Origin of the sequence: Ovoidimarina sediminis (assembly GCF_032586175.1) — a bacterium.
GTDB classification, from domain to species: Bacteria; Pseudomonadota; Alphaproteobacteria; order Rhodobacterales; family Rhodobacteraceae; genus Ovoidimarina; species Ovoidimarina sediminis.
The window spans coordinates 136,658-157,324 of record NZ_JAWHTE010000009.1; the positions used below are offsets into that span (position 1 = coordinate 136,658).

Below are 20,667 nucleotides of genomic sequence, written 5' to 3' on the forward strand. Positions count from 1 at the left end.
GCGGCAAGCGCCCGATGTTCAGGATTGCAACGTGTCGGTAAAGTGCTGCATATCGCGCGGCCAGCTTTGAAGAGGTCCTAATGGCTGAGAAGGTGACGGAGAAGAACGGGGCATCGCATCCCGACCGGGATGGCCGCCAGGTTACGACCGGGCTTATGACGGCCGCGCCGGACCGCGAGGAAGACAGCGAGGCCGGCGTCAATCCGCGCGATTACGTCAGTTCCCTTGCCCGGGGGCTCGAGGTTTTGCGGGCCTTCAACCGCACCCGGCGGAAGATGACGCTGTCCGAAGTGGCCAGTGAAACCGGCAATACCCGTGCCGGCGCCCGCCGCATCCTTCTGACGCTGGTGCGCGAGGGCTATGCCGTCGCCGATGGCAAGCTCTTCGATCTGACGCCGCAGGTCCTGGAACTCGGCTATTCGGTGCTGTCTTCGAAGGGGGTCTGGGATATTGCCCGACCCTTCATCGATCACCTGTCCGAGGAATTGCGCGAAAGTGTTTCCGCCGCCGTTCTCGACAAGTACGACGTGGTCTATGTAAGCGGCGCGCAGTACCACCGCATCCTCTCCATCGGCATTACCGTGGGCGCGCGCTTCCCGGCGGCCAGTACTGCCACGGGCCGCGTTCTTCTTGCAGCGGAGCCGCCGGAGACTTGGGATGCGATGATCCGCAAGATCCCGCTCACCCGGATGACGGAGCGGACGGTCACCGATCCCGTGAAATTCCGCCGCATTCTCGAAGATGTGCGCGAAAAGGGCTGGTGCCTTGTCGATCAGGAACTTGAGATCGGGCTGACCTCGATCGCGGTGCCCGTCTACAACCGGACAGGAACGCTTGCCGGGGCGATCAATGTCGGCGCCCCGTCGATCCGTATGACGCCCGAGGCGATGGTGGAATCGATCCTGCCGATGCTGCAGGAAACCGTGGCCAATATCTCGCGCGCAATCACGCGCTGAGCAACGGGAAGCGTGCGGGCGTGAAGGGCGCCGGGTCGGCAGGCGGGTCTTTCTCAAGAACGATCGCGGCCGCCATGCGCGCCACCAGCGGCCCGAGCGTATAGCCGGCATCCCCAGGCACGGCCATCACTACGCGCGACGCTTGCGGCAGGCGCCCGATGATCGAGGCGCCATCGGCCGTCGTGTTCATCCCCGCCCAGGTGCGGATCACCCTGAGCGCGCCGATTGCTGGGGCCAGGCGCGCCGCGAGCGCGACATTGCCCGTCAGCGAGCTCTGGCGCACTCCCGGGACCGTATTTCGCCCCCTGTCCGTTGCGGGCCAGCCACCCCCGATGACGATCTGCCCGGTTTTGAACTGCTTCAGGGTGATCGAGCGTTCCGCATGCTGGACGAGGTGATCGATCCTTTGGTCGCAGGCCTCGGTGATGTTCATGTGCAGGGGTTCCGCCGCCGTCGGGATCTCGATTCCGAGCTCCCGAACCAACGCACCGGATCCCCATGCGGCGGCCACGATCACCTCGCTGGCTTCGTAGCGCCCCTTGCGCCCCCGGGCCGTCACGCCGGAGGCCGTTGCCTCAAGCGCCTCGATCCTGTCTGAAACCGTCTTCATACCCAACCCGGCAGTCCTCGCCGCAAGCACCGTGTTGGCCCGTAACGGGTTGAGTTTCCCTTCGTTGCGGCAGAGTTCTGCGCCCACGATGTCCGCCCCGATCCATGGCGCGACAGTATCGAGCGCCGCACGGTCGAGAAGCACGACGTCGAGCCCCTTGGCCTCCTCCCGCCGGGCCTTTTCTTCGAGAAACCGCATCTGATCTGCACTTTCGGCCAGCATGAGCCCGCCATTCCGGACAAGGTCCATGGGCCCCAGATCCGCTTCCAGATCGGCCCATAACGCGGCGGCCTGCGCGTAGAAGGGCAGGGCGCGTTCGACATTGGGCGCGTGGTCCGGATAGAGGCGGATGAACCGGCTTTGCATCTGCACATGCAGGCTTCCGGCATTCGCGGTGCTTCCGGCATTCTCGCCCGCATCGACCAGCGTGACACGCGCCCCGGCCCCGGCAAGGTCGAGCGCCGCGACCTGCCCGACAATCCCGCCGCCGATGACGAGGACGTCAGTCGTCACCACCAAGCGCCTCCTCGGCGGCGAGGATCGCGTTGATCGCGACTGGCTTGATCGGAACACGGGGGGCGAAAAAACTGCGATCGGTCAACGACTCCCCTCTCATTCCCGCGATCAGGCGGGCTGCGGCCGGGCCGCAATACCTGCCCTGGCACCGACCCATCCCCAGCCGCGTGCCGCGCTTCAGCGTGCCGATGTGGCCCGGGTTCGCGGCATAGCCGTCAAGCGCCTCTGCGACGGTGATTTCCTCGCATCGGCAGAGAAGTGTGTCGCCGGGCAGGTTGGCAATGGCAACAGGTGCGATGTCGTGCAGGTGCCAGAGCGTTTCCTGAAACCGCCTGTGCCACCTGAGGGCGCGCTGGTCGGCGAAAAGATCGTAGGCGTCGCCATACCCCGCTCTTGCCGCTGCCACACGACCCGCGATGCGCCCTTCGGCAGTCGCCGCAGGCGCACCACCAAGCCCTGCACAATCGCCTACCGCGAAGAGACCGGGAACGGTGGTCTCCAATCCCGCGCTCCTGACACAGCGCAGATGGCCCATCGTCGGCTCATAGAGCATATCCGCACCGAGAAGCCGCAGGATCTCGTTCTGCGGTTCGAAGCCCACATTCGTGCAGATCACGTCCGCCCGCTCCGCGAACGCTGCTCCATCGGAGCGGCGGAAGTGCGCCAGAAGGCCATCGCCATCCGCCTCGATCGCGGCCAGGCGCGTTTCGTTCCGTACGGGCACCCCATGGCGTTTCAATCCGCGCAGCATGGCAAGGCCCTTCCAGGCCAGCGCAGGTCCCCGGGTGAACAGCTGCGCGCCGCGCCAGGGGTGACGCAGGGGCGAGGCGGCGGCTTCCGCCACCATGGCCACCTCAGCCCCGCCTTCGGCCAGTTCAAGCGCCACCTGCATGTTCAGGGGCCCCGATCCCGCGACGATCACGCGTTTGCCCGGCAAGGTCCGGTAACTCCGCCACAGTGTCTGCGCGGCACCCGTGGTCATCACGCCGGGCAGCGTCCAGCCGGGCACGATCGCCGGGCGTTCATAGGCTCCGGTTGCCACGACCACTGTCTTCGGGCGCAGGATAAGCGCGCCGCCATCGCATCGAGCCAGAAAGACGGGGCCGTCAAACGCCCCCCAGATCTCTACACCGCCGAGGATCTCCGCGCCCGATGCCTCGGCTTCCGCTAGAAGCGCCGCCCCTTCGGATTGCTGGGCGTCGAGCGGGGCAGCGGCCGCCGCCTGCTTGAAATACTGCCCTCCCGCAACGCGGCGTTCGTCGACGAGAACCACCTCCGCCCCCGCCCGCCGCGCGGCAATGGCGGCAGACAGCCCTCCGGCGCCCCCACCGATCACGAGGACATCGGGCGCGAGACGGCGTGCCTCGGGCACCTCCGGGCGTGCCGCCTTCGGATCCAGCGCAGGGAAGGGCACTTGCGTCTCAACGCGCATCCCGTCCGCGACCTTCGTCATGCAGGCGCGGCGGTTAGGTGTTTTGTCAACCGTGAGCAGACAGTCCTGGCACACCCCCATACCGCAGAAGAGGCCTCGTGCGCTGTCACGGTGTGATCTACGGAAGGCGCGGTATCCCGCGGCCGTCAGCGCGGCGGCAAGCGAATGGCCGGCCTCGGCGCGCACGGGGTTGCCGTCGAAGCTGAATGTAACCTCAGTCATCCTCGCCCCGCGCAATCCTGTCGCGCTGTGCAATTAGGCGCGCGACCGCCTGTGTCCGCCATTTGGCCCGCGCGGGGATCTGGTCGGCGGGAAGGGCCTTGCGCCGCTCCCGCTCGACCTGGGCCAGCAGATCTGGGTGCCAATCCACGCTTTCGCCCCGCGCTTCCCCCATCCGCTTGTAGGCCGGGCCAAGGCGCGCGGCATGGGCGGCGATGCCGCCCGGTGTGTTCAGCTCCGCCGTTTCGAAGGGCCCCGAGAACGCCCATCTCGGCCCCAGCGACAGGCGCATCACCGTATCGATATCCGTCGCTGTAGTGATACCGTCATCAACGAGGCGATAGGCCTCGCGCAGCACGGCCCCCTGCAGCCGGTTCATGATGAACCCCTCGATTTCGCGGTGCAGCGTGACCGCCGAAAAACCCGCCCCTTCGAAAATGGTGCGGGCGCGCCGGGTCGTTGCCTCGCTTGTTCCGTCGCAGGGCGTCAGTTCGATCACGCGCAACACGGAGGGCGGATTGGCCGGATGCGCCACGAGGCAGCGGCGCTGCTGCGAAGGATCGGGAACAACTTTCGACATCGGTATGGCCGAGGAGGCGGAGGCGAGCACGGCATCCGGCGCAGCACGGGTCAGCAGATCCGCGAAGATCGCGGCCTTGATCTCTCGCTGTTCGGGCCCGCATTCGAGCACGAGATCAGCGTGGGCGACGTCATCTTCAACGGCGGCGCGGAGCTCGAGCATGCCGCCACCGCCACGCGTGAGCCCGGCTAATTGGATCGCCTCGGCCTGCGCCTCGACACGGGGCTCTGTCAAGTTGCGCGCCTCGGCATCCGGCTCCACAAGACAGACCGACGCGCCCGCATCCCGAAACACCGCGGCGAAGGCACAGCCGATCGACCCTGCTCCCAGGATCTGGACGTTCAGGGGATTGGGATCGCTCACCCGGCCACCTTTCGCTTGCGCTGGTTCGCATAACGCACAAAAGTGCGAGAATACTGAAACTACTACGGTGAAGAAGGAGGCCACGCAACATGTCCTTCGCGCAAGACCTGAGCGGGCGGCGGGCGCTGATCACCGGTGGGGGCCGGGGCCTGGGGCGCGCGATTGGCGAGCGTCTTGCGGCCTCGGGCGCGGAGATCCTCGTGATCGATCTGCCTGACGCGCTCGAGGATCTGCCGGGCGCGTGGCGCGGCGTGGCTCTCGATCTCTGCGCTGTAGATGCGGAGGATCGTCTGGCGCGGCTCTCCGGCGAAGTGCAAACGCTGGATATCCTCGTGGCGAATGCCGGAACCGTCCCGCCCTGGCGCGGCGTTGACAGCCTCGACCGGGCCGAATGGGAGAGGGTGATGACGCTGAATGTCTGGGCCGTGGCCCAGACGCTTGGTGCATTCACCAGGGCGCTGGCACGCTCATCCCACGCCTCGGCGATCCTCATGGCGTCGATCAACGGCTTTCGGGCACACCCGAAACAGGTGCTCTACACCGCCTCGAAACACGCGGTGATCGGCGTGGCGCGGGCGGCGGCGCTGGATCTCGGCCGGCGGGGCATCCGCGTGAACGCGATCGCCCCGGGCCCCGTCGCCACCGAGGCACTCGTTGGCCGCGTGCGAACGCGCCACGCCACGGGCGGCCCTGCACCGGAAGAGGCGCTTGCCGCCCTGGCCGAGGAGACGGCCCTGGGAAGGATGGCCACCGCGGAAGACGTCGCCCGGGTCGCGCATTTCCTCGCGTCGGATGCCTCTGGTGCGATGACGGGCGCCGTGCTGCCCGTCGAAGCGGGGCTTGCCTAGCCGCGCGGCGCCCAGCCGTGCTTCGCAAGGATCTCGTGACTTGCGCGGATGTCGCCATCGGGGTCGGCGCCGGGCTGCAGCGCGTCAGCGATGATTTCAAGAACGGTGACACCGGAATACCCGATGTCGTTCAGCGCGGCCGCGGTCGGCCCCGGATCGACGACGCCGGTGCCAAGGCGTGCATGCAGGAACTCGTCATAGCCGGAATCGGAGATATGCACATTCTTCACCAGATCCCCGAGCATCCGGATCGCCTCGGCAGGATCTTCCTTGATGAAAGCGCTGTTACAGACGTCGAAATTGATGCCCACCTCCGGCCCGATCAGCGCGGCGGTGTCCTTCATGTCCTGCGCCGTCGGTAGGTAGGTGAAGGGCACGTTTTCGAGCAGAAGCTGCACGCCGGTGCCCTTCGAGTAATCAACCAGCTGCTTCATCCCTTCGACGAACCATCCGAGCATCCACTGGTACGGCGGGTTGATGAGGCTGTTCACCGGGCCGGGGATCGCGACGACATAGGGGCATTCCCACTCGGCAGCGAGGTCGATCGCCTCGCGGTAACGGTCGAGCGTGTAGGCGCGCATCAGGCGGTCCACCCCGTTGGGGTTGTTGTCGAGAAGCGGATAGCAGAACGAAGTGATCTTCCCGCCTTCGCCGTTCAGCCAGGTCTTGTATTCCTTCCGCTGCGCGACCGACATCTCCCGCGGCCAGCAATGGGGCGGAAAGATCATCATCTCGTAAGTGTCGTACCCCAGGGATTTCAGATGCTTCAGCGCCTGAAGCCCATCATGGGAATAGAGGAATGGAAAAGTGCTTGCGGCCACATCCAGCTGGGTCATCCTGAGGTCCTTTCCACTTGTCAGCCTGCGGGGGCCGTGTTCATAATCCGCACAAAAGTTACTATACCGCACGACTTTCGCGGTTCAATCGGAATGTGAGGGCAGATGCCGAGCACGATGTTCACCCCGTTCGAAATCCGCGGCGTCTCGATTCCGAACCGCATCGCCGTCTCGCCCATGTGCCAGTATTCGGCGGTGGACAGCGTGCCGGGCGACTGGCACATCGCGCATCTGGGGCAGATGGCCATGGGGGGCGCGGGGCTCATTTTTGTCGAGGCGACGGGGGTTGAGCCCGATGGGAGGATCACGCAGGGCTGCACGGGGCTTTACGACGCTGCGACCGAGGCGGCATTTGCGCAGATCGTGGGTTTCATGCGCACGGTGGGGCCGGCGAAAATCGGCATCCAGCTCAGCCATTCCGGCCGGAAGGGCAGCACCGTCGCCCCCTGGGAGGGTGGCGGTCTGATCGAGGGGCAGGGTGGCTGGCAAACCGAATCCGCCTCGCCCGTGCCCTATCTCGACGGGTGGCCGGAACCTCGCGAGATGGATGCCGCGGCACTGGAACGCGTCAAGGCGGCCTTCGCCGAGGCGGCACGCCGCGCGGATCGTGCGGGGTTCGATCTGGTGGAGGTTCACGTGGCCCACGGTTATCTCCTGCACCAGTTCCTGTCGCCGATCACCAACCAGCGCAACGACGCCTATGGCGGAAACGCCGTGAACCGCATGCGCTACCCCCTTGAAGTGGTCGAAGCGGTGCGGGCGGTCTTCCCGGAGGACAAGCCTCTCTTCGTCCGGCTTTCGGCAACGGACTGGATCGACGGAGCCTGGGATCTCGAACAATCGATCATGTTCTGCCGTGAACTGAAGGCGATTGGATGCGATGTGGTCGACGTCACAAGCGGCGGGCTCGATCAGCGGCAGGCGATCAAGGTCGGCCCCGGCTACCAGGTGGGCTTCTCGGAGCGCATCCGCCACGAGGCGGAAATCGCAACCATGGCGGTGGGCCAGATCACCGATCCGGTGCAGGCCGAAACCATCCTCGCGACGGGGCAGGCCGATCTCGTGGCGCTCGCCCGCGGGATGCTCTGGGATCCCCGCTGGGCCTGGCGCGCCGCACTGGCGCTTGGCGAAGAGATCACGCTTCCCGCGCCCTATGCCCGCTGCAATCCCGCCCTGCAAAGCAAACCCTTCGTGACGAGGAGCTAGCGCCATGAGGCCTCTTTCGGACAAAACGGTCGTGGTCACCGGCGCGTCGAAAGGCATCGGTGCCGCCATCGCGTCGGCACTGATCGAAAACGGAGCGCGGATCGTCTCGCATTACGGGGGCGACAGGGAAGGGGCCGAGGCTGCGGTGGAAGGGGCCGCGCCTGGGCAGGCCACGCTTCTGAGTGCCGATTTTCACGATATGGCGGCGGTCGACAGGTTCTGGGCGGAAGCCTCCGATGCGCTCGGTGGCGCCGTCGACGTTCTGATCAACAACGCGGGCATGATGCGCCAATCGGGCGGCATTCCCGACCCGATCGAGGAATGGGATGCGGTCTGGCAGGAAACGATGACGGTCAACGTCTACGCCCCGGCCCGCCTTCTGCGGCATGCGGTCAACGCCTGGCTCGATGCCGGTCGGGCCGGATCGGTTATCGGGATCGGAAGCTGGGCGGCCACGCGCGGTACCGCGAACCCGCGCGCCATCGCCTATGCCGCCTCGAAGGCCGCGATTACGGCAGCCACGAAAACCGTGGCCCGCAACCACGCCCATCAGGGTATTCTCGCCTATGTCATCGCCCCGGGTGTCGTCCGCACCCAGATGTCCGTCGACAGCGCCGCGATCGTGGGGGGCGAAGAGGCCGTGACCGCCACCCTTCCTATGGGAGAATGGGTGCCGCCCTCCGATATCGGAGAGATTTGCGTCTTTCTCGCCGAGGGCCGCGCACGGCATCTATCGGGCGCGACGATCGACGTGAACGGCGCGGCCTACATCCGATGAGCCTATTCGGCGGCTGCCCGGCTGGCCTCGATGTGATCGACCACCCGGTCGAGTTCCTCCATCAACGGCACCATCCGCGCCACCCGTTCTCGCCCTTCCACGCCAAGGCTCTCGAATGTCGTGATCGGCGGGCGCACATCGCCCACCGGATACCCCGCCGCCGCCGCCAGCGCCTTCGAATAGCACTGATGCCCGTAAAGCGGATGCCCCTCGGTGATGATCGCGTCGAATTTCGCAATGATCGACTGCACCGCCCAGACATCGTCCCACCGGCCCTGCTCGGCCCATTCCACGAACTTCACCGAGGCCCGGGGGATGTAGTTGCCATAAGGGTTCACATAGCCCTTCGCCCCCATCTTGTAGGATTCAAGCACCCGCTGCCCGGCCCAGACATTCATCAGCCCGTCGGATTCAACGATGATATCATGCACACGTTCAATGCGTTGCGAGGCTTCCTTGATGTAACGGATCTGTTCGAAACTCTTCGTCAGACGACCCACGAGTTTCGCCGGCATGTCCACGTTCGAGGTGAACGGGTTGTTGTAGAGCATGATCGGAAGCCCGCAGGCCTCGCAGATCGCCTTGTAGTAGTTGAAGATCTCGTCCTCGGTGGGCGTGTAGTAATAGGGCGGGATGATCATCAACCCGTCTGCCCCAAGCGCCTCCGCCTCGACGGAATACCGCACCGCATTCGGCGTATAGGCGTTCATCGTGCCCACGAGCACTTTCATGCGCCCGTTCACAAGGCCAACGGTGTGCTCCACGAATGCGCTTCGTTCCGCGTCGGTCAGCGTCAGGAACTCGCCCGTCGTCCCGAGGATGATGATGCCCGGCACGCCACATGCGACCTGCCAGTCGAGAAAGCCTTTCCATGCCTCGTAATCGACCCTCTCGCCGCCGGGCGTGAAGGGCGTGATGGTCACCGTATAGCTTCCGGAAAGCGGGGCATTCATGGCAGGGTCCTTTCATTCGGGGCGGCCCGAGCGGGATGATGCAGGAAAACGCGGATATCGTCATCATCGGCGGCGGGATCGTCGGGCTGATGACGGCACGCCTTCTGGCGCGCGAAGGGGCGGATGTGCTGCTGATCGAGGCGGGTGATCTCGGGGCCGAGGCGTCCGGCGCGAATGCCGGCTCGATCCACCTGCAGATCCAGTATCCCGAATTCGTCAGCTACGGTGAAGACTGGGCGCGGGCCTACACGCCTTGCCTTCGGTTTTTGAAGACGTCGCTCGCGCTCTGGCAGGATCTGCCGGGCGAGCTTTGGGCCGATCTGGGCGTGACCCTCGCAGGCGGGCTGATCGCGGCCCGCACCGAAGCGCAGATGGCCCATATCCGCGCCAAGAGCGTGATCGAGGCAGAAGCCGGGATCGAAACCCGGATCCTTGGCCGCGACGACCTTCTGCGCCTCGCGCCCTACCTGTCGTCCGATGCCATCGGCGGCGGGTTCTGCCCGCTCGAAGGCAAGGCCAACCCCCTTCAGGTCACCCCGCATCTGGCAGGCAGCGCGGCGGAGGCCGGGGCGCGGATCGTGACGCATACGCGCGTGACCGGAATCGCACGTCAGACAGGGGCCTATGTCGTCGAGACGCCACGCGGTGCGGTCCGAACCGGCCGCATCGTCAACGCCGCCGGCGCCTTCGCCGGGCGGATCGGCGCGATGCTCGGCACCCATCTCGACATCGACGGCTTTCCCCTTCAGGTGACAGTGACCGAACCGGTCGCGGCCTTCATCCCCCATCTCGTCTATTCCGCCGCCGGCAAGCTCAGCCTCAAGCAACTCGCAAACGGTGGCTGCGTGATCGGCGGCGGATGGCCCGCCCGTGAACGCGGGAACGGCGTTCTCGTCACCGATCCGAAAAGCCTTTCCGGCAACATGGGCATGGCGGCGGGAGTGGTGCCCGCAATCGCCGCTTCGCGGGCGCTCCGCAGCTGGACGGCCTGGGTGAACGGCACACCCGACTGGCGACCCATCCTCGGCGAAGATCCGAACGCGCCGGGCGTTATCCATGCGCTCTTTCCCTGGGTCGGTTTCTCCGCCGGTCCGATGACGGCAACGGTCGCCGCAGCGCTTGCGCTCGGGCGGCCGTCGCCGGTCGGCCTCAAGGGCCTGTCGCTCCTCTACGACTGATCGGTCAGCCGCCCGGCCCATGGCTCAGGCGACGCCGCGCGCGCCTTCGGCATCGCTGTGCTTTCGCTTCCAGGCCCGCCAGGTCATCGCCCATTTCGCCGGATCCTCGAAAGCGTCGCCCTTCACCTGGGCAATCGCCTGATTGTGCGGGGCGGTCTTGACGAGCTCGGGATCGGCCCGTGCCTCCTCACAGATCTTGGCGACGACATCGATCCAGAGGTCGATATCCTCCTTCGACCAAAGTTCGCCCGCCTCGGGGGTGAAAGGCTCTGCCACGATCCACGGCTCATGGCTCATCCACCAGGGGTCGATCCCGTAATCGGCCATGCGGTTCGCGAAATCGACCGTCCCGCAACCGGTTTCCTCGGCAATGGGCCCAAGCGACCAGCGCGTCATCTCCATTCGCCGCTTCGAGACGTCGGGGTTCGAGATTGCAAGTCCAGGGATCTCAGACAACCGCTTGTCCATGTAATTGTTGGCGACGACCGAGATATCTGCCCCAAGCGCGATCCCCTCGGCCCCCATGGCGCGCGTCCAGGCATAGGCCTTCACGACTTGCGGGACGTTGCCCCAATACTCGCGGATCTTGCCCATGGATTTCGGGCGCTCCTCGTCAAGCGCGTAGCGGTCGCCCGATTTCACCACCACGGGGGTCGGCAGATATTCGGCCAGATCCTCGGTGCAGCCGAACGCCCCCACGGCGGGACCGCCGCCGGCTTTCGGCGCGCCGAAGGTCTTGTGCAGCATGAACATACAGGCGTCGAAGCCAAGCTCCCGGGCCGACAGCTTCCCCATCACCCCGTTGAAATTCGCATGATCGTAGAAACAAAGAGCGCCGGCCTCCTTCGCAATCCTGACCCATTCTTTGATCTCGGGATTGTAGATCCCCATGTCGTCGGGGTTGTTGATCATCAGAAGCGCGGTCTTGTCGCTGACCGCGGCCTTCAGGGCCTCGAGCGAGGGATAGCCGTTCTCTTCAAGCGGTAGGTTCACAACCTTGAACCCCGCCGCCGCGGCCGTCGCGGGGTTGCAGGGATGGGCCTGCACGCTCGTCACCATCTCCGTTCGCTGGCCCAGCATCCCGCGATCGGCCCAATAAGCCCGCGCCACACAAGCCATCGTATAGGCCGCATTGGCGCCGCCACCGGCCTGGAAGATGAACTGGTCCATGCCCGACAGCGATCTCAGCATGCCGTCCATGTCGTGGATGATCTCGAGCACGCCCTGAAGCGTGTCAGGATGCTGATATGGATGTACGGTGGCAAGCTCGGGCCGAAGCGTCGCGAATTCCGCAGTCTTCGAGTTGTACTTCATCGTGCACGTGCCGAAGAGGCTGACCCCCATCATGCCTAGCGTCATCTGGCTCAGGTGCAGGTAATGCCGCTGCACCTCGAATTCGGTGATTTCCGGAAGCTCCGGACGATCCGTTCGTGCCATCGCCGCCGGAATCAGATCTGATCCGACCGCAGCAGCCACCTCGTCCTCGGGTGCCGGGAAATGCTGGCCCCGTCCGCCGGGGCGGCCAAGCTCCATCACCAACGGTTCGTCCCAGGATGCGGCGTGGAAGTCGGGCAGGCGGGTCATGACAGCACCTCCTTCAGCGTGTCAGTAAGCCGCCGGATATCGGCGGCGGTGTGCACTTCGGTCACGCAGTAGAGCGCGGATTGGCCTAGCCCGCCCGCCTCATCGGAAATATCCTTGCCTCCGAAGATGCCGTGCGCGCGCAGGGCGTCGTTGATCTCTGCAACGGTCTTGCCGGTGTCGTCGAAGTTGACGACGAATTCCTTGAACGTCGTCTCCGGCCAGACGATGCGCGCCCCCGGCACCTCCGACAGAAGCGTCGCGGCATAGCACGCGCGGGACACGATCAACTGCCCGAGTTCGCGGAACCCCTCGGGCCCCAGAAGGCTCATGTAAACCGCCCCGGCAATGGCCCAGAGATAGGTGGAATTCCCGGTCCAGTCGTTCCCGTTCTCCCGCATCCCGTAGGAGTTCTGATGCGGGCAGGCGAGGCCGAACCCCAATTGCCCGGGCTTCTGCGTCTCTACGATCGAGACAAGAAACCCGTTATAGGCCCGGACGTAGCGTTCCTCGTCCCGCGAGGCGATGAACCCGCCGGCTCCGCCCCCGCAATGCATGTGCACGCCGAGGGGCTGGACGGGCCCCGTCACGATATCCGCGCCATAATCGCCCGGTGCCTTCAGGACGCCGAGGCTCGCAGGATCGACGCCCACGATGGTTTCGGCGCCCGCGGACCGGGCAAGCCGCGCGATCTCTGCCGCCCCCGTCTCGATGGTGCCGAGATAGGCCGGGTTCTCGAAATAGACCGCGGCAACATCATCGCCAAGCTTCTGGGCAAGATCCCCGAGGTCAAGCCGCCCGGACGTCGGATCGGCAGCAACCGTCACCACCTCGATATGCCCCTCCATTTCCAAGGGCTGGCAATATGTGCGGATCACGCTCAGCCGTTCGGGATCGGATAGAACGGGGACAAGCACCTTCGACCGCCCCGTGATCCGTGCCGCCATGCGCATTGCATGCCCGATCGCGCAACCCCAGGAATAGACCGGCAACTGCACCACATCGAGATTCAGGAGCGCCCCAAGCTGAGAGTTGAATTCAAACCACGCCTGGTTTCGGCCGTGATCCGACTGATAGCTGCCCCAGACATTCGTGGCGAATTCGGTACGGCCGACGATCTCGTCGACGATCGCCGGCACATGATGCTGCCAGACGCCGGCCCCGAGGAAGGATAGATTGTCCTCGCAGCTTTCGTTCTTCTTCAGCTTGCTCACTAGATCCCGGCGGAGTTCGATCTCCGAGGTCAGGGCCGGTGGCAGATCGAGGGGCGTGGTCCGGAGATGATCCTTCGGGATCTGCTCGAACACCTCGCCGACCGATCCCGCACCGATCTCCGCCAGCATCGCCTCCAGCACACCGGGGGCCGAATTTGCCATCCAAGGATGGGCACGTCTGTCGCCTGCCATATCAGTGCTCCCTGTCGAATCCGTGGTGTCTTGTCATTGTTGCACAAAAGTTCGCATATCGCACAATGCGTTTCAACTCGCGCCGATGCGCATCATCGTTTCACGGCCGCGCCCGGTCTTGACGCGAAGATACCCTGCAAGCTGTTCGTCGAGTTTTGGGTCGCCCGTGTCGACCCAGAGGCAGGGCTGGGCGAGGGCGGCCAGCTTGTCCTCTGTCGCAAGCACGATAAGGTCGTCGCGCCCCGCATGTGCGATCAGTGCCGGGCTGATCTGCTGGTTGCCGCGGCCCAGAAGAAACCCCTGCTGGCCGGTGACACCAAGAACGATCCGCACTGGTCCTGTAGCAGCCAATTCCTCGAGCGTGGCGGCGTTCGCATCCCGGGCAACGACATGCCCGTCGCGCACGGCATCGATTCCCAGTAGCGTCGGGGCCTCGCCAAGCGCGGTCAGCACCGCCCCCGCGCTCGTCCCCGGGCCGATCACATAAAGAACGCCTGGCTCCATGCCATCGACGACATCCCGCGCGGCACCGGCAAGCGCATCCGCCGCAGGTGTTGCCGGCCCGCCTTTCGACGCCTGCATGAACCGCCGTGCCACCGGCACCCGCGCATGGCCGAAGAGGCGGGGCGCCAGCCGGCCCTTGCGTAGCGTCTCCTCGTCGATATCCATCACCTCGGCAGCGTCATCCCAGCCGATCCTGTCGGGCGCGGTCACCAGATCGGCCAGAAGTGCCCCGGCGGCTTCCGGCGAGATCGCGAAAACACCCGAATGCATCTTCACCCCGCAGGGGATCCCCAGCACTCCGTTGTGCGGCCCGAGGCAGCCGGTGACATCCCGCGCTGTTCCATCGCCACCGCTGAACACGATGAGATTGGCGTCCGCCAGCGCCTCCGCCGCGCGCCGTGTATCCCGCGCGGTGCCGGTCGGTGCGCCGGTCGGCACGGGCCTCACATCGAGGTCGAGCCCATTGAGCCACTCCGCCCCGAGTGCGCCCGCCGCCGCGTGAACGACCGTTCCAGGCACCCGTGACGCGAGCCTTTCGAAGGCGCGTCGTGTGCGCTCTCCCGCATGTGGCTCAGCCCCGCGCGCCAGCGCCTCCGCCACGGTGCCAGGCCCGTCCGTCCCTTTCAGCCCCACCGCGCCGCCCAGCCCGGCAATGGGATTCACCAGAAGCCCGATCCTCATCGGATGCGGCCCGGTGCGGGGATTGACAGGATCGGGGCCATCGGCGGACACTCGCTCGCACAAAGGTTCGCTTTGCGCACAGTGGGCACATCCCTCCGCCACAGGCAACCCGCCGCATCATCCGGAAACACCATGATCACATTCTATTACAACGCCGCGCCGAACCCGATGAAGATCGCTCTCTTTCTGGAAGAGGCCGGGCTTGCTTACGATCCCGTTCCCATCGACACCCGCCGCGGCCAGCAGCACGCCCCGGCCTTCCGCGCAATCAATCCCAATGGCAAGGTGCCGGTGATCACCGACGGTGAGGCAACGGTCTTCGACAGCAACGCGATCCTTCTCTACCTCGCCGAAAAGACGGGCCGGTTCCTTCCGCCCGAGGGCCCGGGCCGGCGCGGTGAACTGCTCTCCTGGCTTATGTTCGTGGCCTCCGGCGTCGGCCCGTTCTCGGGCCAGGCCGTCCATTTCCGCAACTTCGCGCCAGAAAAGGTGCCCTATGCGCTCAAGCGCTATGATTTCGAGGCCCGTCGCCACTGGCAGATTCTGGAAGACAGGCTCTCCGCAGCCCCTTACATGTTGGGCGATACCTACACGATCGTGGATATGTCGGTTTGGGGCTGGGCCTCTCGCCTGTCCTACATGCTGGGCGACGACCGGATCATGGAAAGCTATCCCAACATCGATCGATTGATGTGTGAGATCGACGCGCGCCCTGCGGCGGAACGCGCCCAGGCGCTTGCCAAATCGCACGCCTTCAAGGTCGCGTTCGACGACGAGGCAATGCGCGCGCTCTATCCCCAGATCTTCGCGCCCGATCCGGCCTGATCGATGCCCGTCCACCCGGCTTCCCCAGACGCGCAGGTGGCGCTCGTAACGGGCGCGGGGTCGGGCATCGGGCGGGCCATTGCACACCGCCTGGGCGCAGGCGGCGCAAGGGTGATCTGCACCGACATCGATCTCGACGGCGCGCAATCGATCGCCGGCGAGATCGAAGAGGCAGGTGGCTCGGCCCTTGCCTTCCGGATGGATATTTCCTGTGAGACCTCGGTGCGCGATACAGTTGCCGGCGCACTTGCCGAAACAGGCCATCTCAACGCCGTCGCCGCGAATGCCGGAATCATGGTCGAGGGCGATCTTCTCTCACTCTCCCTCGACGATTGGAACCGCGCCATGGCTGTCAACGCCACTGGGGCCTTCCTGACTGCGCGTGCCACCCTTCCTTACCTGATCGAAAGCGGTGGGGGATCGCTTGTCTTCACCGCATCGACGGTTGCCCTGAGCGGCATGAAAGGCGTTGCAGCCTATTCCGCCTCGAAGGGCGCCGTGGCGGCGCTGACCCGCCAGATCGCGGCGGATTACGCAAGTCGGGGCATCCGCGTGAATGCGGTTGCCCCTGGCGCCGTGCGGACGCCCCTGTCCGAATCCCAGTTCCGCGCCCGCGCGGATACCGACGCGGAAGTCGAGGCGCTGCTGACGGCGGTGATCCAGCGCTATCCCATTTCCCGCTGGGGAATGCCCGAGGATATCGCCGCCCTCGTCGCATTTCTCCTCGGCCGCGACAGCGGCTGGATCACCGGGCAGATCATTCCAGTCGACGGCGGGCTTCTCGAAACCCGTTGACGGGGTTAGCTCGCGATGCGGATCTCAAGCGCGGCAAGGCTCTCGCGGAACTCGGGCGGGGGTGCCCGGTCAGTCACAAGGTAGTCGCCCGGCTTCAGCGCGGGCTGGCGCAGCGCCGGCTTCCGCTCCTGCGGCAGGAATTTGGAGTGATCGACGGCCATGATCGCTCGCGCGGCGTGGGAAAGCATCGCGGTCGCCACATCGACCTCGCACTGCTCGTGCACGAGAAAACTCTTCCGCGCATCCACCATCGACGCGCTCAGAACCACGTAATCCACCTGCATCCGCTCGATCACCTCGAAGGAGGACCGGTCGAAGGCCGCTCCATCGTGATCGCGCAACTGCGTTCCGGCCATCGACACATTGTTGCCGGGCACCATCGCAAGCGTGCTGGCCACGAAGGCCGAATTCGTCACAACCGTCAGGTTGCGCCGCGCCCGCAGGGCCTGCGCGATGAAGGCCGAGGTCGATCCGGTGTCGATCGCCACGCTGTCGCCATCCTCGATGATCGACGCCACCTCCCGCGCGATGGCGACCTTGGCCTCACGGTTGGCGCTCATCCGCGACAGGAAGGGCGGATCCGAGGCCGTCTTGTTCGAAACGAGCGCGCCGTGCACCTTGCTCAACTCGCCCTGTTCGGCCATGGGGCGTGTGACCCGTCGGATCGTCTGGCCCGAAACGCCAAGAAGCCGCGACAGCTCCTGCACCGAAACGGTGCCGCGCATATCGACGGTGCGCAGGATCTCCGCTCTGTATTTCGATGACATCCTGTTGCGATCCATTCGTCTCAACTTAGTCATATATCACCAAAGCACTGCTCAAAACCAACAGAAATCAACAAAAATGTTGTTCTGCTGCGAGGCGATGGTAGGCTGCCGCGAAATTCAGTCGCTTCGCGGGGGGGCATGACGCGGCAGGCAGCAAAACATCTGATCATCGGCGGCGGCATTATCGGATGTTCCATCGCTTATCACCTGTCGCGTCGCGGGGAATCGGATGTGGTGCTTCTGGAACGCGCGGGTCTGACCGAGGGCGCGACATGGCACGCCGCCGGCCTGGTGGGTCAGCTCCGATCGTCTCGCAACACCACCCGGATGCTTCAGAAATCGGTCGAGATGTATGACCGGCTGCAGGACGAGGACGGGCTGCAATTCGACTGGAAGAAAACCGGCTCGCTCCGGCTCGCGGCCACGAAAGACCGGTTGCTCGAGGCCAAGCGCCTCGCCACGATGGCCCGCAGCTTCGGGCTCGAGATGCAGATCATTTCGCCCTCCGAGGCGAAAGAGCTGTTCCCGCTCATCGACGAAACCGGGCTCCACGGCGCGGCCTTCATCCCGTCCGATGGCTATGTCGATCCCGCCTCGCTCTGCCAGGCGGTGGCGAGTGCCGCACGGCGGCAGGGGGCCGATATCCGCCAGCAGGTCGAGGTCACGGGGTTCACCCTCTCCGGGCGGCGCGTGACCGGAGTTGAAACCACCGAAGGGCTTTGGGAGGCAGATACGGTCATCCTCGCCAGCGGCATGTGGAGCCGTGAAATCGGCGCGAAACTGGGCTTGCGCATTCCTGCCTGCGCCGTTGAGCACCAATATATCGTGACCGAGTCGGTGGGCGAGGAGATCGGCCACCTGCCGACACTTCGCGATCCCGAGCGTCTGGTCTATTACAAACCCGATGTCGGCGGGCGCCTTGTCGTGGGCGGGTACGAAGAGGGCACGCTGCCCTTTGGCGACAACGGCATCCCCGGCCAGTTCGTGCGCCAGCTTCTGCCGGAAAACCTAGATCGGTTTCTCCCGCTTGCGGAACTTGCGGCAGCGGTCACTCCGATTGTCGGCGAGGTCGGCATCCGGCAGGTGATCAACGGGCCGATCCCCTATTCCGCCGATGGCGATTTCGTCCTCGGCTGGCAGCCTGACTTCGACAACCTCATGCTCGCCACCGGTTTTCTCTACGGCATCGCCGCCGGTGGCGGGGCAGGCGAGATGATCGCGGAATGGATCACCGAAGGCCGCCCATCGCTCGATCTGTGGCCCCTCGACGTGCGCCGCTTCGGCCCGCATCACGGGACGCGCGCCTTCATGTATCCGCGTGCGGTGGAGCATTACGCGCATCACTACAAGATGCGCTACCCGGGTCAGGAGGCCGAAAGCGCACGCGCTCTGCGCCTCTCGCCGCTTTACCACCGGCTGAAAGAGCAGGGCGCGATATACGGCTCGAAGAATGGCTGGGAACGCCCCCTCTGGTTTGCGCCCGAAGGCGTGCCACCGGTCGATCAGCTCGATTTTCTGAACCCGGGCTGGAAGGCCTTCGCGGCCGAGGAACACCGCGCGGTGCGGGAACGTGTGGCGCTCATCGACCAGACGAGCTTCTCCAAATTCGAGATCCGTGGGCGCGGGACGGCAGACGCGCTGCAACGCCTCGCCGTCTCGAACATGGACCGATCCGTCGGTTCCGTCATCTACACCCAGCTCTGCAACGACCGCGGCGGTATCGAGGCGGATGTCACCTTCACCCGGCTCGGCAGCGATCACTACCTGATGGTCACCGGCGCGGGCTTCGGCGTGCACGATTCAGACTGGGTGCGCCGGCATTTGCCGCAGGATATCTATCTGACCGAGGTCACAAGCGCCTGGGCGGTTCTGAACCTCGCCGGCCCGAAATCGCGCGAGGTTCTTGCGGCGGCTTCGGAAAGCGATGTCTCTAATGCGGCGATCCCCTTCGCGCAGGCGCGCGATATCGTCGTGGGTGCGGCCCCTGTCCGCGTGGCCCGGATCGGATATGTCGGCGAACTCGGCTACGAGCTCTATGTGCCGACCGAATTTGCCCTTCATGTCTACGACACACTATGGGCGGCAGGCGCGGCCCACGGCATCGCCAATGTCGGCTACCGCGCCATCGACGGGCTCAGGATGGAGAAGGGCTATCTCTACTGGTCGGGGGATATCTCGCCCGACTACACCCCGTTTGAGGCCGGACTTGGCGCCCGCGTCCATTTCAAGAGCAAGGGCGATTTCATCGGCCGCGCCGCGCTTGAGACGCAGCGCGATGAGGGTGTGCACCGCAAACTCTGCACCTTCTCGACCGGGCGGCCTCTGCCGCTCACGGGTGGCGAGACGATCCTCCTCGGCGATCAGGTCGTCTCCCTCGTTACCTCGGCCGCATTCGGGCACACCCTGGGCCAGACGATCGTTCACGGCTATCTCGACCGCGCCCACTGGGCCGAAAGCGCCTTCGATCTCGAGGTGTTCGGCGAACGTCACCCGGTCGCACAGGTCGAGGGCCCCCTTTACGACCCCGGCAATGACAGACTGAAAGGATAATCCATGGCGGACCACGAGACGCAGGTCATCGAAGCGCTGCGGCGCGCTCCGGGGTTTTCGGATCTGGGCGTGCCGGATGCGATCACGCGGCTGGGCGGGCTGACCAACCTCGTGTTCCGGGTCGAGGCGGGCGCACGCTCCGTCGTCGTGCGTCTGCCGGGGGAGGGGACGGAGGAATATATCGACCGTTCGATCGAGGCGCATAACGCAAAGGCCGCCGCGCGGGCCGGGGTTTCGCCGGAAGTCGTGCTTGCGGAACCGAAGACTGGCGTTCTTATCACCGAAACGGTCCCGGGTATCGTTACCATGACACCCGATCATTTCAGCGTGCGCGCCGGTGCCCCCGCCCGTGCCGGCCGAGCTTTCGCCAGGCTTCATTGTTCCGGTGAAACCTTCGAATACCGGTTCGAACTCTTCAAAATGATCGAAGACTATCTTGGTGTGCTCTCCACCAAGGATGCCACCCTGCCGGAGGGCTATCATGATGTCGTCGCCGCCGCCGCGCCGATCAACGAGGTGCTGGCAGCGGCCGATTTGCCCCTTGCGCCCTGCCACTGTGATCCCTTGTGCGAGAATTTCCTCGATGATGGCGAAACGATGTGGATCGTCGACTGGGAATATTCGGGCATGAACGATCCCTTGTGGGATCTCGGCGATCTGTCGGTCGAGGCCGGCATGAATGCCGAACAGGACGCTGAGATGATGGAAGCCTATTTCGGTCGCGCGCCCACCTCCGCCGAAACTGGCCGCATGGTGATCTACAAGGCCATGTGCGATCTTCTGTGGACACTCTGGGGCCTCATTCAGCACGCAAACGGCAACCCGGCGGAAGATTTCTGGGCCTACGCCACAGGGCGCTTCGACCGCTGCAAGGCGCTTATGAACTCTCCCGGGTTCAACGGCCATATCGATGCGGTGCGGGCGGGATGATCAAATGCCGGGCGGACAACTGCTAGAAATCCACAAAGGGCGCCCAATAATGTTGTTTTTTGTTGATATAGCCCGGAATTGTTGTTGAATGTTTACTATTGCCGGTGCCCCGCCCGATCCGGGAGCGAGAGAGCATCGGCCAAATCAGGGAGT

18 protein-coding genes are annotated in these 20,667 nt (G+C 65.1%); 9 read left to right on the forward strand and 9 right to left on the reverse strand.

Annotation, left to right across the window (positions count from 1 at the left end; genetic code table 11):
- Nucleotides 1-80 precede the first annotated feature (80 nt).
- Nucleotides 81-956: an IclR family transcriptional regulator domain-containing protein gene (locus RXV90_RS12585; protein ID WP_316649106.1), complete on the forward strand. Its 876-nt coding sequence runs from the start codon at nucleotides 81-83 to the stop codon at nucleotides 954-956.
- Here RXV90_RS12585 and RXV90_RS12590 read toward each other — a convergent pair.
- From RXV90_RS12590 to RXV90_RS12600, 3 genes are read right to left on the reverse strand one after another with little or no spacing between them, the layout of a single operon-like run.
- Entirely contained in the window at nucleotides 946-2,079 is a 1,134-nt protein-coding gene (locus RXV90_RS12590) for an NAD(P)/FAD-dependent oxidoreductase (protein ID WP_316649108.1), read from the reverse strand. The genes RXV90_RS12585 and RXV90_RS12590 overlap by 11 nt on opposite strands.
- A complete protein-coding gene (locus RXV90_RS12595) occupies nucleotides 2,069-3,736 on the reverse strand; it encodes a 2Fe-2S iron-sulfur cluster-binding protein (RefSeq protein ID WP_316649109.1) in 1,668 nt (555 codons plus the stop codon). Before RXV90_RS12595 ends, RXV90_RS12590 begins: the two co-directional genes overlap by 11 nt.
- On the reverse strand, nucleotides 3,729-4,676 hold the full coding sequence (locus tag RXV90_RS12600; RefSeq protein ID WP_316649111.1) for a 3-hydroxyacyl-CoA dehydrogenase NAD-binding domain-containing protein: 948 nt from the start codon (nucleotides 4,674-4,676) through the stop codon (nucleotides 3,729-3,731). Before RXV90_RS12600 ends, RXV90_RS12595 begins: the two co-directional genes overlap by 8 nt.
- Before the next feature lie 89 nt (nucleotides 4,677-4,765).
- On the opposite strand from RXV90_RS12600, the gene RXV90_RS12605 reads away from it, so the two are divergent.
- A complete protein-coding gene (locus tag RXV90_RS12605) occupies nucleotides 4,766-5,524 on the forward strand; it encodes an SDR family NAD(P)-dependent oxidoreductase (protein ID WP_316649112.1) in 759 nt (252 codons plus the stop codon).
- Here RXV90_RS12605 and RXV90_RS12610 read toward each other — a convergent pair.
- The gene (locus RXV90_RS12610) at nucleotides 5,521-6,360 is read right to left on the reverse strand and encodes a sugar phosphate isomerase/epimerase family protein (protein ID WP_316649113.1); all 840 of its coding nucleotides are present in this window, start codon (nucleotides 6,358-6,360) and stop codon (nucleotides 5,521-5,523) included. The two genes, RXV90_RS12605 and RXV90_RS12610, sit on opposite strands and share 4 nt — an antisense overlap.
- A gap of 105 nt (nucleotides 6,361-6,465) precedes the next feature.
- Between RXV90_RS12610 and RXV90_RS12615 the strand changes: the two genes are divergently transcribed.
- Nucleotides 6,466-7,566 carry an NADH:flavin oxidoreductase/NADH oxidase gene (locus RXV90_RS12615; protein WP_316649114.1) on the forward strand — a complete coding sequence of 367 codons (1,101 nt, stop codon included), beginning with the start codon at nucleotides 6,466-6,468 and terminating at the stop codon, nucleotides 7,564-7,566.
- Between the two features lie 4 nt (nucleotides 7,567-7,570).
- A complete protein-coding gene (locus RXV90_RS12620; RefSeq protein WP_316649115.1) occupies nucleotides 7,571-8,344 on the forward strand; it encodes an SDR family NAD(P)-dependent oxidoreductase in 774 nt (257 codons plus the stop codon).
- A 2-nt stretch (nucleotides 8,345-8,346) separates the two neighbouring features.
- Here the strand turns inward: RXV90_RS12620 and RXV90_RS12625 are convergent, their stop codons facing one another.
- Nucleotides 8,347-9,297: a dihydrodipicolinate synthase family protein gene (locus RXV90_RS12625; RefSeq protein ID WP_316649116.1), complete on the reverse strand. Its 951-nt coding sequence runs from the start codon at nucleotides 9,295-9,297 to the stop codon at nucleotides 8,347-8,349.
- 35 nt (nucleotides 9,298-9,332) lie between these two features.
- Here RXV90_RS12625 and RXV90_RS12630 point away from each other — a divergent pair, with 35 nt between their 5' ends.
- The gene (locus RXV90_RS12630) at nucleotides 9,333-10,475 is read left to right on the forward strand and encodes an NAD(P)/FAD-dependent oxidoreductase (protein ID WP_316649117.1); all 1,143 of its coding nucleotides are present in this window, start codon (nucleotides 9,333-9,335) and stop codon (nucleotides 10,473-10,475) included.
- Nucleotides 10,476-10,499: 24 nt separating this feature from the next.
- On the opposite strand, the gene gcvPB is transcribed toward RXV90_RS12630, so the two are convergent.
- The 3 genes from gcvPB to RXV90_RS12645 form a co-directional block, all read right to left on the reverse strand.
- Nucleotides 10,500-12,059, reverse strand: coding sequence for an aminomethyl-transferring glycine dehydrogenase subunit GcvPB (gcvPB, locus tag RXV90_RS12635; protein ID WP_316649118.1), 1,560 nt, complete (start codon nucleotides 12,057-12,059; stop codon nucleotides 10,500-10,502).
- Nucleotides 12,056-13,432 (reverse strand): aminomethyl-transferring glycine dehydrogenase subunit GcvPA, encoded by a 1,377-nt coding sequence (gene gcvPA, locus RXV90_RS12640; RefSeq protein WP_316649120.1) that lies wholly within the window; start codon nucleotides 13,430-13,432, stop codon nucleotides 12,056-12,058. The genes gcvPB and gcvPA overlap by 4 nt, the downstream gene beginning before the upstream one ends.
- A gap of 102 nt (nucleotides 13,433-13,534) precedes the next feature.
- Nucleotides 13,535-14,698 (reverse strand): ATP-NAD kinase family protein, encoded by a 1,164-nt coding sequence (locus tag RXV90_RS12645; RefSeq protein ID WP_316649121.1) that lies wholly within the window; start codon nucleotides 14,696-14,698, stop codon nucleotides 13,535-13,537.
- Between the two features lie 81 nt (nucleotides 14,699-14,779).
- Between RXV90_RS12645 and RXV90_RS12650 the strand changes: the two genes are divergently transcribed.
- Nucleotides 14,780-15,472, forward strand: coding sequence for a glutathione S-transferase family protein (locus tag RXV90_RS12650; protein ID WP_316649122.1), 693 nt, complete (start codon nucleotides 14,780-14,782; stop codon nucleotides 15,470-15,472).
- Nucleotides 15,473-15,508: 36 nt separating this feature from the next.
- Nucleotides 15,509-16,267, forward strand: coding sequence for an SDR family NAD(P)-dependent oxidoreductase (locus tag RXV90_RS12655; protein ID WP_316649123.1), 759 nt, complete (start codon nucleotides 15,509-15,511; stop codon nucleotides 16,265-16,267).
- 5 nt (nucleotides 16,268-16,272) lie between these two features.
- Here RXV90_RS12655 and RXV90_RS12660 read toward each other — a convergent pair whose 3' ends face one another.
- Nucleotides 16,273-17,049, reverse strand: coding sequence for a DeoR/GlpR family DNA-binding transcription regulator (locus tag RXV90_RS12660; protein ID WP_316649124.1), 777 nt, complete (start codon nucleotides 17,047-17,049; stop codon nucleotides 16,273-16,275).
- 123 nt (nucleotides 17,050-17,172) lie between these two features.
- On the opposite strand from RXV90_RS12660, the gene RXV90_RS12665 reads away from it, so the two are divergent.
- Complete coding sequence (locus tag RXV90_RS12665; RefSeq protein WP_316649126.1) at nucleotides 17,173-19,584, forward strand: GcvT family protein; 2,412 nt, start codon at nucleotides 17,173-17,175, stop codon at nucleotides 19,582-19,584.
- Between the two features lie 3 nt (nucleotides 19,585-19,587).
- The gene (locus RXV90_RS12670; protein ID WP_316649127.1) at nucleotides 19,588-20,514 is read left to right on the forward strand and encodes a choline/ethanolamine kinase family protein; all 927 of its coding nucleotides are present in this window, start codon (nucleotides 19,588-19,590) and stop codon (nucleotides 20,512-20,514) included.
- Nucleotides 20,515-20,667 lie beyond the last annotated feature (153 nt).